The following is an 11,095-nucleotide window of genomic DNA, read 5'->3' as shown; positions in this document are numbered from 1 at the left end:
TGCGTGCTGCTCTGCATCGACATCGGAAACACCAACACCGTGCTGGCGACCTTCGACGGCGACAAGCTGGTGCACTCCTGGCGGATCAAGACCGACGCCCGCTCCACGGCGGACGAGCTGGGTCTGATGTTCCGGGGTCTGCTCGCGGGTGACAACGTCGAGATCACCGGGGTGGCCGCCTGCTCCACGGTGCCGGCGGCGTTGCGGTCGCTGCGCACCATGCTCAGCCGTTACTACGCCGACCTGCCGAGCGTGATCGTCGAGCCCGGAGTGCGGACCGGTGTGCAGTTGGCGATCGACAACCCGAAGGAGGTGGGCGCCGACCGGGTGGTGAACACGCTGGCCGCGTACACCCTCTATGGCGGGCCGTCGATCGTGGTGGATTTCGGCACGACGACCAACTTCGACGTGATCAGCGGTCGGGGTGACTTCCTCGGTGGGGCGTTCGCCCCGGGTATCGAGATCTCCTTCGACGCGCTGGCCGCCCGCGCCGCCCAGCTGCGCAAGGTCGAGGCGACCAAGCCGCGCTCGGTGATCGGCAAGAACACCGTGGAGTGCCTCCAGGCCGGCCTGTACTTCGGTTTCGCCGGGCAGGTGGACCGGATCGTCGAGCGGATGACCGAGGAGCTGGGTGAGGTGAAGGCGGTGATCGCGACCGGCGGCCTCGCGTCCCTGGTGATCAACGAGTGCCGCACGATCACCCACCACGAGCCGATGATCACGCTGATCGGCCTGCGGATGGTCTACGAGCGCAACCTCTGACGTCTCAGCGCCGTCGAGCGCGGAAGACCAGAGTCCGGTACGGCAGGTCGACGGTCTCGCGTCCGGCCAGGTCCGGATGGGTGGCGAAGAGTTCCCGCAGCTCCCGGTCGACCGCCTCCTGGCGCCGATCGTCGGCCGTCAGGTAGTACGACCGGGTGTGGATCATGGCGACCACCTCGTCCGCGGTGAGGGCGGTGTGGTGGGCGAACTCGCCGAACTCCACCTCGGCGAAGGCCGGGCCGAAGGTGGTCACCGACTCGACCAGGCTATTGGCGTTCTCGCCCATGTGGGCGATTCGACCCAGCTCGGTCACCCATCCGAGTCGGTCGTCCCTGATGTTCCAGATCGGGGCGAACGTGCCGCCCGCCCGAAGGACCCGGGCGATCTCCGGATGCGCCTGTTCGCGGTCGAACCAGTGGTAGGCCTGCCCGACGACCACCGCGTCGGCAGCCGCGTCCGGCAGCGGTATGGACTCGGCTCCCCCGCTCAGCACGTCGACCTCCGGGGTGGTCACCGTGAGCTGGGCGCGCATCCCCGGGTCGGGTTCGACCGCGGTCACCTCGTGCCCGAGCCCGAGGACCGCACGGGTGAGGATTCCGGTGCCCGCGCCAAGGTCGACGACTCGAGCGTTGGAGCCCGCCCCTTCCAGTGCCCAGCGGACCGCCGCCTCCGGATAACGGGGTCGGAACCGGTCGTACTCCGCTGCCGCCGCGCCGAACGAGAGGGCCTCAGTGTGATTCACCATGGCGGGCAGGTTATCCGGTAACTACCGCTCGGCGGCTTGAGTACGCTCGGGGGCTGACCCCGCCGAAATCTCCCTGAGGAAGCGTGCCGTGAGCGAGCAGAACGCCGTGCCAGTGGACCCCGCCGATGACCTTCCCGAGCAGATGAAGGTCCGCCGGGAGAAGCGGGACCGGATGCTCGCCGAGGGCATCGAGCCGTACCCGGTCGGCTTTCCCCGTACGGCCACCCTGGCGGAGATCCGGACGCGCTACGCCGACCTGCCCACCGACACGGCCACCGGTGACGGGGTCGCGGTCACCGGCCGGGTGATCTTCGTACGCAACACCGGCAAGCTCTGCTTCGCGACCCTGCGCGACGGCGACGGCACCGAGCTGCAGGCGATGCTCTCCCTGGACCGGGTGGGGGCGGAGCGGCTGGAGGACTGGAAGCGCCTGGTCGACCTGGGCGACCTCGTCGGTGTCACCGGCGAGGTGATCACCAGCCGGCGGGGTGAGCTGTCGGTGCTGGCCGAGCGGTGGGACATGACCGCCAAGGCGCTGCGGCCGCTGCCGGTGGCGCACAAGCCGCTCTCCGAGGAGGCCCGGGTCCGGCAGCGCTACGTCGACCTGATCGTCCGGCCGCAGGCCCGGCAGATGGTTCGTACCCGGGCCGCAGCGGTGCGGAGTCTGCGCGATTCGTTGCACGGGCAGGGTTACATCGAGGTGGAAACCCCGATGCTGCAACTGCTGCATGGTGGCGCGGCGGCCCGACCGTTCGTGACGCACAGCAATGCGTTGAACACCGATCTGTATCTGCGAATCGCTCCGGAACTGTTTCTCAAGCGCGCCGTGGTCGGCGGGGTTGAGCGCGTCTTCGAGATCAACCGCAACTTCCGTAATGAGGGTGTCGACTCTTCGCACTCACCGGAGTTCGCGATGCTGGAGACGTACGAGGCGTACGGCGACTACGGCACGATGGCCGAGTTGACCCGCAATCTCGTGCAACAGTCGGCGATCGCGGTCAGCGGCTCGACCGTGGTGACCCACGCCGACGGGCGGGAGTTCGACCTGGGCGGCGAGTGGCGGTCGGTGACCCTGTTCGGGGTGCTTTCCGAGGCGCTCGGCGAGGAAGTCACGGTCCGCACCGAACGGTCCCGCCTCGTGGAGTACGCGGACAAGGTGGGATTGGCCGTGGACCCGAAGTGGGGCCCGGGCAAGCTGGCCGAGGAACTGTTCGAGGAACTGGTCGTTCCCAGCCTTCAGGCCCCCACCTTCGTCATGGACTACCCGGAGGAGACCAGCCCGCTGACCCGGGCGCACCGCACCGAGCCGGGGCTGGCCGAGAAGTGGGACCTGTACGTGCTCGGGTTCGAGCTGGGCACCGCGTACTCCGAGCTGGTCGACCCCGTGGTGCAGCGGGACCGCCTGGTGGCCCAGGCGCAGCTCGCCGCCCGGGGGGACGACGAGGCGATGCGTCTCGACGAGGACTTCCTGCGGGCGATCGAGTACGGAATGCCGCCGGCCGGCGGTATGGGAATGGGAATCGACCGACTTCTGATGGCGCTGACCGGGCTGGGAATTCGGGAAACGATCCTCTTCCCGTTGGTTCGCTCGGAGTAGTCCGGCGAGCTCTTTACCGCATCCTATTGACTGGACGAGCGGCGCAGGGGTTATTGTGCTCTCGTTAGCAGGAGGACCCTGCTCGAAAGGAATGTGGGACGTGGCCAAGCAGATCATTCACAAGCTGGTCGATGACCTGGACGGCGGGGACGCTGACGAGACTGTCAAGTTCGCCCTCGACGGCGTTCAGTACGAGATCGACCTGTCGAGTTCCAACGCCGCGAAATTGCGCGACGTATTTTCGCCGTACGTGGGCGCCGGCACCAAGGTGGGTCGGGGTGGCGTCGTGATCGGCGGCCGGGCTGCCCGCGGTCGGGGCGGCGCGACCGCCGACCGTGAGCAGAACAAGGCGATCCGGGTGTGGGCCAAGAAGGCCGGTAAGGACATCTCGGACCGGGGTCGCATCCCGCAGGAGATCGTCGACGAGTACCACGCCAAGCGCTGAGCGGCTGATCCGTCAGCAACTGGTGGCCAGAAGCCACCGCAGGGCGACACCGACGCCGGGCCGGAGGACTCTCCGGGCCGGCGTCGCCGTGTTCGGAGGGCCGTTCGACGGGGCCGGTTCGACGGGGGTCCCGGGGCCTCGGACGGGGCGGGGAAGCTTTCCGGCCCGACGGGCGTTATCCACAACCAGTGGAGGAGTTTTCCACAGCCTGTGGAATACCTCCCGTGGATCGGGCGGCGACCCCTGCGTCAGCGCCGGCCCGCCCCTGGAGAGCCTCCTGGAGCCCTCAGGAGCCCGGATAGGGCCTCTGTGGCGCTCGTCGGATTTCGCTCTGCGCGTAGCGACAGGGGTACCGGAACACCTCCTGAGCGCGGACGGTTGTGCAAAACGACGTGGAACCGACCCGCACCCGAGACACACGACCTCAGCTGAGTCGGTCAGCGACGATAGAGTAAGGAGGCACGGACGCCCGTCCCGGACGTTCGTGCACCGGCCCCGCCAAGATCTTGACCATCAAGGCGCACGGCACGTGAGGAGCACGAGGGCATGTTCGAGCGGTTCACCGACCGAGCGCGACGGGTTGTCGTCCTGGCCCAAGAAGAGGCCCGGATGCTCAACCACAACTACATCGGTACGGAACACATCCTGCTGGGCCTGATCCACGAAGGTGAAGGCGTCGCGGCAAAGGCCCTGGAGAGCCTCGGCATCTCCCTGGAGGGCGTCCGCCAGCAGGTCGAGGAGATCATCGGCCAGGGCCAGCAGGCGCCGAGCGGGCATATCCCGTTCACGCCGCGGGCCAAGAAGGTGCTTGAGCTGTCCCTGCGCGAGGCGCTGCAGCTCGGCCACAACTACATCGGCACGGAGCACATCCTGCTCGGTCTGATCCGCGAGGGCGAGGGCGTCGCCGCCCAGGTGCTGGTCAAGCTCGGCGCCGACCTCAACCGGGTCCGCCAGCAGGTGATCCAGCTGCTCTCCGGCTACCAGGGCAAGGAGCCGGCCGCGGCTGGCGCCGCGCCGGGTGAGGCCGCGCCGTCGACCAGCCTCGTGCTGGACCAGTTCGGCCGCAACCTGACCCAGGCCGCCCGCGAGGGCAAGCTCGACCCGGTCATCGGGCGCGAGAAGGAAATCGAGCGGGTCATGCAGGTGCTCTCCCGCCGTACCAAGAACAACCCGGTCCTGATCGGTGAGCCCGGCGTCGGTAAGACCGCCGTGGTGGAGGGGCTTTCCCAGAAGATCATCAAGGGCGAGGTGCCCGAGACGCTCAAGGACAAGCAGCTCTACACGCTCGACCTCGGTGCGCTGGTTGCCGGTTCCCGCTACCGCGGTGACTTCGAGGAGCGCCTCAAGAAGGTGCTCAAGGAGATCCGCACCCGGGGCGACATCATCCTGTTCATCGACGAGATCCACACCCTGGTGGGTGCGGGTGCCGCCGAGGGCGCGATCGACGCGGCGAGCATCCTCAAGCCGATGCTGGCCCGTGGTGAGCTGCAGACCATCGGTGCCACCACGCTCGACGAGTACCGCAAGCACCTCGAGAAGGACGCCGCGCTCGAGCGCCGCTTCCAGCCGATCCAGGTGGGTGAGCCGTCGCTGGCGCACACCATCGAGATCCTCAAGGGCCTGCGTGACCGTTACGAGGCGCACCACCGCGTGAGCATCACGGACGCCGCCCTGGTGGCTGCCGCGACTCTGGCCGATCGATACATCTCGGACCGCTTCCTCCCGGACAAGGCGATCGACCTGATCGACGAGGCCGGTGCCCGCATGCGCATCCGTCGGATGACCGCGCCGCCAGACCTCCGCGACTTCGACGAGCGCATCGCCCAGGTGCGTCGCGACAAGGAGTCCGCGATCGACGCGCAGGACTTCGAGCGCGCCGCCCAGCTGCGGGACAAGGAGAAGCAGCTCCTTGGCCAGAAGGCGCAGCGGGAGAAGGAGTGGAAGGCCGGTGACCTGGACGTCGTCAGCGAGGTTGACGACGAGCAGATCGCCGAGGTCCTCGGCAACTGGACCGGCATCCCGGTCTACAAGCTGACCGAGGAGGAGACCTCACGCCTGCTGCGCATGGAGGACGAGCTGCACAAGCGCGTCATCGGCCAGGAGGACGCGGTCAAGGCGGTCTCGAAGGCGATCCGGCGTACCCGGGCCGGCCTGAAGGACCCCAAGCGCCCGTCGGGCTCGTTCATCTTCGCCGGCCCGTCCGGCGTCGGTAAGACCGAGCTGTCCAAGGCGCTCGCCGAGTTCCTCTTCGGCAGCGAGGATGCCCTCATCCAGCTCGACATGTCCGAGTTCCACGACCGCTACACGGTCTCCCGGCTGGTGGGTGCCCCTCCCGGCTACGTCGGCTACGACGAGGGCGGGCAGCTGACCGAGAAGGTGCGGCGTCGGCCGTTCTCGGTGGTCCTCTTCGACGAGATCGAGAAGGCCCACCCGGACGTGTTCAACACGCTGCTCCAGATCCTGGAGGACGGTCGGCTCACCGACGGTCAGGGCCGGATCGTGGACTTCAAGAACACGGTCATCATCCTGACGACCAACCTGGGCACCCGGGACGTCGCCAAGGCGGTGTCGCTCGGCTTCCAGGCGTCGGAGGACTCCGAGTCCAACTACGACCGGATGAAGCAGAAGGTCAACGACGAGCTCAAGCAGCACTTCCGGCCTGAGTTCCTCAACCGGATCGACGACACCATCGTCTTCCACCAGCTGCGCCAGAACGAGATCCTCTCGATCGTGGACATCATGATCCAGCGGATCGAGACGCAGCTGCGCAACAAGGACATGGGTCTGGAGCTGACCGACAACGCCAAGAAGTACCTGGCGGTCAAGGGCTTCGACCCGGTGCTCGGTGCCCGTCCCCTGCGTCGCACGATCCAGCGCGACATCGAGGACAACCTCTCCGAGCGGATCCTGTTCAACGAGCTGACCCCGGGTCAGATCGTGGTGGTGGACTGCGAGGGCGACCCGAACGACATCGACAAGTCCAAGCTCGTCTTCCACGGAGCGGACAAGCCGGTCGAGGTTCCGGACGCCGTGCCGGCAGACCTCGGCGGCACTGCCGCCGCAGGCGCGGACGAGTAAGGCCGACAGAGCACGAAGGCGGGGCCCCGATGGCGCAAGCCATCGGGGCCCCGCCCTCTTGTCCCTCCGTCATCGGACGCGTCGGCTGGCACCCTCGGCGGCGATCACCCCGCCCCCCGCTCGGCCGGCCTGCGTCGGTCGGATGATCGACTCGATATCGGCGATGTCGCGGTGTCTCCGCGCCGGGATGCCCCGATATCGGGGAGGCCGAGTCGATCAGCGCCGGCCGCCGTCAGTGCCGGCCGGTGATCAGCGCCGGCCGCCGGGAGGGTCAGGTGAGGTTGGGCGTGGACAGGGGTGGACCGTCGCCGACGAGGCGGAAGGAGTCGGCTCCGATCGGCTCGACCAGCCCGTCCTGCACCAGACCCGCCAGGGCCCGGGCACGCTGCACGTCGTCGCTCCAGACCTGGTCCAGCCGCTGGTGCGGGACCGGCCCGGTGCTCTCCCGGAGCACCCCGAGCAACAGCCCACGCACCTGTCGGTCGGTCCCCGCGTACCGCTGTGGGCGACGGGTGGGTCCGGTCGGCGGCTCCTGCCCGGAGGCCCGCCACGCGCAGACCGACTCGACCGGGCAGGCCGGGCACCGGGGCGACCGGGCCGTGCAGATCACCGCGCCCAACTCCATGAACGCGGCGCTGGCCAGGGCCGCGGCGGCCGGCTCCTCCGGCAGCAGCTCCTCGGTGGCGACCAGGTCGGCTGGCCGGGTGACCGGTCCGGCGTCCGGCTCGCCGGCGACGGCCCGGCAGACCACCCGACGTACGTTGGTGTCGACCACGGGGTGCCGCTGCCCATACGCGAACGCGGCCACCGCCCGGGCCGTGTAGGTGCCGACTCCCGGCAGGGCCAGCAGCTGCTCCAGGCGGTCCGGCACGTGGCCGCCGTGCCGGTCCACGATCGCGACTGCGCACTCCCGCAGTCGTACCGCCCGGCGGGGGTAGCCGAGGCGCCCCCACATCCGGATCGCCTCAGCGGGGCTGTCCGCCGCCAGTGTGGCCGGGTCCGGCCAGCGGGCGAGCCACGCCTGCCAGGCCGGCACCACGCGGACCACCGGCGTCTGCTGGAGCATGACCTCGCTGACCAGGATGGCCCACGGGGTGACTCCGGGCTCGCGCCACGGCAGGTCACGGGCGTGCTGCTGGTACCAGCGGCTGATCAGTGTGGCGAAATCAGGTTGAGTCATCGCGTCGTCGATGATGTCACGCGGACCGATCCCGCTGGCTGGGCGCCTCGGGCGGGGTGGCAGAGCGGCACCGGGCAGATCGGGCAGAATGCCGGAATGAACGAGCTCGCGATCACCGTCATCGGTCGGGACCGGCCGGGCATCGTGGCCGACGTCGCCGAGGTGCTGGCCCGGCTGGGCGCGAACCTGACCGACAGCACGATGACGCGGTTGCGGGGGCACTTCGCCATGACGCTCATCTGCACCGGTCCGGCCGCCGCCGAGGTCGAGGCCGCGCTGACGCCGCTGGCCGCCGAGGGTCAGCTGCTGGCGACGGTACGCGAGGTCACCCCGGACGGCGCGGTCACGCCGGTCGGTGAGCCGTACGTGATGGCGGTCCACGGGTCGGATCGGATGGGCATCGTCGCGGCGATGACCCGGGTGCTGGTGGACGCTGGCGGGAACGTCACCGACCTGAGCACCCGGCTCGCCGGCTCGCTCTACGTGGTGCTGGCCGAGGTCGAGTTGCCGGCCGGTGTCGCCGACACGCTGACCGACCGACTGCACCGGACGGCCGCCGAGTTGGGCGTCGAGGTCACCCTCCGGTCGGCAGATCCGGACCTGTTGTGACCGGTGAGCGGAGTGGCCCGGACGCCGCCGGGGGCGACGGGACGTACGCCGCCGAGCAGGGCGCGGCGTACGCCGGACTGGGTGACTGGACGCCGGAGGCGCTGGCCGTGCCGGGTGCGGTGCGGTCGGTGGTGTCGGCGCCGAATCCGGTGCTGAGCCGGGCCGGCGGCGAGGTCGATCCCACCGCCACGGAGACGGTCCGGCTGGCCGCCGATCTGGTCGCCACCATGCGGGTCTCGCCGGGCTGTGTCGGTCTGGCCGCGCCGCAGATCGGGGTGGGTGCCCGGGTGTTCGCCGTCGACGTCACCGGCCATCCGAAGGCGGTCACCGTGCATGGGACGTTCGTGCTCTGCAATGCCCGGGTGGTCGAGGCCACCCGGTGGAAACCGGGCCGGGAGGGGTGCATGTCGGTGCCGGACCTGACCGGGGACGTGAAGCGTGCCAGCCGGCTGGTGGTGGAGGCTGACCTGCCGGGCACGGGAGCGTCGGTTCGGTTGGTGACCGACGGCTTCGAGGCGCGGGCGTTGCAGCACGAGATCGACCACTGTGCGGGGCTGCTCTTCCTGGACCGGGTCGCCGGTGCGCACGCCGTCTATCAACGCAAGGTCTACCTCTGAGTGGGCGTCCCGCGATCGACGGCACGGTCCTTAGTGGAGGGTCGGTTGTTCCGGCGAGTCGTGCCCGGTTGGCGGGTGCAGCGCCGCTACGGTGGAGGGCATCATGCGTCTGACGGTCGGCCCCCTGCCACCCGCCGTGTACTGGCGGCGTCGTGTCGTCGTACTCGGAGTGGGTTTTCTGTTCCTGATGGTCCTGCTCTACTCGTGCACGGGGAGTCGCTCCGGCGGCAAACCGCAGGCGAGGTCGACGTCGCCGTCGGCGTCCACCACCACGCCCGGTCCTGCCGGGCCGGTGCTGACCCCGCAGACCGGGGCTCCATCAGCGTCGGCGTCCGCTGACTCCGATGGCGCGAGCCCGAGCGCCGAGACCACCAGCAACATGCTGCCGCCCCCGGGTGCTGCTGCGGGGTCGGTGGATGACGGCACCTGCGCCGACACGGAGATCAGCGTGATCGCGGTGGCGCAGCCCACGGCGGTGCAGCGCGGCGCGATGGTGGACCTTCAGCTCAAGATCAAGAACACCTCGGATCGGACGTGCAGCCGGAACGTCGGCGCCGACCTCCAGGAGATCTTCATCAAGTCCGGCGCGGAGAAGGTGTGGTCGTCGGACACCTGCGGCAAGGTGCAGGGCCAGGACGTGCAGTCCTTCACGCCCGACTTCGAGCGCTCCTACGAGGTGGGCTGGAACGGGCGGGACACCACCCGGTGCGACAAGACGGGGTTGGCTGCCGGGCCCTATCCGCCGGCCGGGACATACCAGGTTTTCGCCCGGGTGGGCACCAAGCTGAGCCCGTCGGTGAAGCTCACCATCACCGGCTGAGCCGGATCAGACGTACCGCTCCAGGATGGACGCCTCGGCGAGCCGGGACAGCCCTTCCCGGACGCCGCGCGCCCGGGCGTCGCCCACACCCTCGACGGCCTGCAGATCCTCCACCGTCGCGCCCAGCAGCCGCTGGAGGCTGCCAAAGTGCACCACCAGGCGGTCGACCACGGCCACCGGCAGCCGGGGCACCTTGGCCAGCAGCCGGAAGCCCCGTGGGCTGACGGCGGCGTCCAGCGCGTCCGAGGCGGCCGGGTAGCCGATCGCCTTGGCCACCGACACCAGATCGATCAGCTCGGTCGCGCCGAGCAGGTCGAGTTCGACGAGCGCCTCGTCCAGGGTGCGGGACTTGCGGCCGACCGGGAGGTAATCCCGGATGACCAGCGTGCGGTCGGCGTCCACGCCGGCCATCAGCTCGTCGAGCTGCAGGGCGAGCAGGCGACCGTCGGTGCCCAGCTCGACCACGTAGCCGGCGATCTCGTCGGCGATCCGCCGGACCATCTCCAGTCGCTGCACCACCGCCACCGCGTCGCGCACGGTGACCAGATCCTCGATCTCCAGGGCGGACAGTGTGCCGGAGACCTCGTCCAGCCGGAGCTTGTAGCGCTCGAGAGTCGCCAGCGCCTGGTTGGCGCGGGACAGGATCGCCGCCGAGTCGTCGAGCACGTGCCGCTGACCGTTGACGTAGAGGCTGATGATCCGCATCGACTGGCTGACCGAGATGACCGGGTAACCGGTCTGCCGGGCCACCCGCTCGGCGGTGCGGTGCCGGGTGCCGGACTCCTCGGTCGGGATGGACGGGTCGGGCATCAGATGCACCGCCGCCCGGACGATCCGGGTGCCGTCGCTGGACAGCACCACGGCGCCGTCCATCTTGCACAACTCGCGGACCCGGGTCGCCGAGAACTCCACATCCAGCGGGAAGCCGCCGGTGCACAGACCCTCGACGACCTTGTCGTAGCCCAGCACGATGAGCGCGCCGGTGCGGCCGCGCAGGATGCGCTCCAGCCCGTCGCGCAGGGCGGTGCCAGGCGCCATCAGCGCGAGGTTGGCCCGCAGCGGATCCCCGGCGCCGCCGGCGCCTGCGGCCACGCTCACGCTGATCGGGCGGGCCGGCGAGCCCACGGTCGCGGTGCGGGCGTGAGGCGGCGCGCCGGCAGGCTTGGTGGTATCGCGGTCGATCGGCACGGGCACAGTCTACGGACTGCCGTGCGGTGGGTGCTGTCGTGGTTACTGTGATGT

At 69.7% G+C, this 11,095-nt stretch carries 10 protein-coding genes; 7 read left to right on the top strand and 3 right to left on the bottom strand.

Annotation, left to right across the window (positions count from 1 at the left end; genetic code table 11):
- Nucleotides 1-3 precede the first annotated feature (3 nt).
- A complete protein-coding gene (locus V6V47_RS10145; protein ID WP_334627835.1) occupies nt 4-762 on the top strand; it encodes a type III pantothenate kinase in 759 nt (252 codons plus the stop codon).
- A 4-nt stretch (nt 763-766) separates the two neighbouring features.
- On the opposite strand, the gene V6V47_RS10140 is transcribed toward V6V47_RS10145, so the two are convergent.
- A complete protein-coding gene (locus V6V47_RS10140) occupies nt 767-1,507 on the bottom strand; it encodes a class I SAM-dependent methyltransferase (RefSeq protein WP_334627834.1) in 741 nt (246 codons plus the stop codon).
- 88 nt (nt 1,508-1,595) lie between these two features.
- Here V6V47_RS10140 and lysS point away from each other — a divergent pair, with 88 nt between their 5' ends.
- The 3 genes from lysS to V6V47_RS10125 all read left to right on the top strand — a co-directional run bounded on the left by lysS (nt 1,596) and on the right by V6V47_RS10125 (nt 6,627).
- A complete protein-coding gene (gene lysS / locus V6V47_RS10135) occupies nt 1,596-3,104 on the top strand; it encodes a lysine--tRNA ligase (protein WP_334627833.1) in 1,509 nt (502 codons plus the stop codon).
- Nucleotides 3,105-3,204: 100 nt separating this feature from the next.
- Complete coding sequence (locus V6V47_RS10130) at nt 3,205-3,549, top strand: histone-like nucleoid-structuring protein Lsr2 (protein ID WP_334627832.1); 345 nt, start codon at nt 3,205-3,207, stop codon at nt 3,547-3,549.
- Nucleotides 3,550-4,095: 546 nt separating this feature from the next.
- Nucleotides 4,096-6,627 (top strand): ATP-dependent Clp protease ATP-binding subunit, encoded by a 2,532-nt coding sequence (locus V6V47_RS10125; RefSeq protein WP_121675866.1) that lies wholly within the window; start codon nt 4,096-4,098, stop codon nt 6,625-6,627.
- Nucleotides 6,628-6,898: 271 nt separating this feature from the next.
- On the opposite strand, the gene V6V47_RS10120 is transcribed toward V6V47_RS10125, so the two are convergent.
- The gene (locus V6V47_RS10120) at nt 6,899-7,807 is read right to left on the bottom strand and encodes an A/G-specific adenine glycosylase (RefSeq protein ID WP_334627831.1); all 909 of its coding nucleotides are present in this window, start codon (nt 7,805-7,807) and stop codon (nt 6,899-6,901) included.
- Between the two features lie 96 nt (nt 7,808-7,903).
- On the opposite strand from V6V47_RS10120, the gene V6V47_RS10115 reads away from it, so the two are divergent.
- From V6V47_RS10115 to V6V47_RS10105, 3 genes are all read left to right on the top strand, one after another.
- Nucleotides 7,904-8,416, top strand: coding sequence for a glycine cleavage system protein R (locus V6V47_RS10115; RefSeq protein ID WP_334627830.1), 513 nt, complete (start codon nt 7,904-7,906; stop codon nt 8,414-8,416).
- A gap of 77 nt (nt 8,417-8,493) precedes the next feature.
- Nucleotides 8,494-9,033: a peptide deformylase gene (locus V6V47_RS10110; RefSeq protein WP_334627949.1), complete on the top strand. Its 540-nt coding sequence runs from the start codon at nt 8,494-8,496 to the stop codon at nt 9,031-9,033.
- Nucleotides 9,034-9,136: 103 nt separating this feature from the next.
- Nucleotides 9,137-9,853, top strand: a complete 717-nt coding sequence (locus V6V47_RS10105) for a hypothetical protein (protein ID WP_334627829.1) — start codon at nt 9,137-9,139, stop codon at nt 9,851-9,853.
- A 6-nt stretch (nt 9,854-9,859) separates the two neighbouring features.
- Here the strand turns inward: V6V47_RS10105 and disA are convergent, their stop codons facing one another.
- Nucleotides 9,860-11,041, bottom strand: a complete 1,182-nt coding sequence (disA, locus tag V6V47_RS10100) for a DNA integrity scanning diadenylate cyclase DisA (RefSeq protein WP_334627828.1) — start codon at nt 11,039-11,041, stop codon at nt 9,860-9,862.
- Nucleotides 11,042-11,095 lie beyond the last annotated feature (54 nt).

Source organism: Micromonospora sp. CPCC 205539 (assembly GCF_036906815.1).
In the GTDB taxonomy this organism is placed as follows: Bacteria; Actinomycetota; Actinomycetes; order Mycobacteriales; family Micromonosporaceae; genus Micromonospora.
The sequence above is the reverse complement of the archived record's forward strand: the minus strand, read 5'-3'. Positions and strand labels throughout refer to the sequence as shown.

Coding starts and splice junctions, on each gene's coding strand:
- V6V47_RS10140 (WP_334627834.1), bottom strand. CDS start 1,507: ATGGTGAATCACACTGAGGCCCTCTCGTTCGGCGCGGCGGCAGCGGAG.
- V6V47_RS10125 (WP_121675866.1), top strand. CDS start 4,096: ATGTTCGAGCGGTTCACCGACCGAGCGCGACGGGTTGTCGTCCTGGCC.
- V6V47_RS10120 (WP_334627831.1), bottom strand. CDS start 7,807: ATGACTCAACCTGATTTCGCCACACTGATCAGCCGCTGGTACCAGCAG.
- V6V47_RS10115 (WP_334627830.1), top strand. CDS start 7,904: ATGAACGAGCTCGCGATCACCGTCATCGGTCGGGACCGGCCGGGCATC.
- V6V47_RS10105 (WP_334627829.1), top strand. CDS start 9,137: ATGCGTCTGACGGTCGGCCCCCTGCCACCCGCCGTGTACTGGCGGCGT.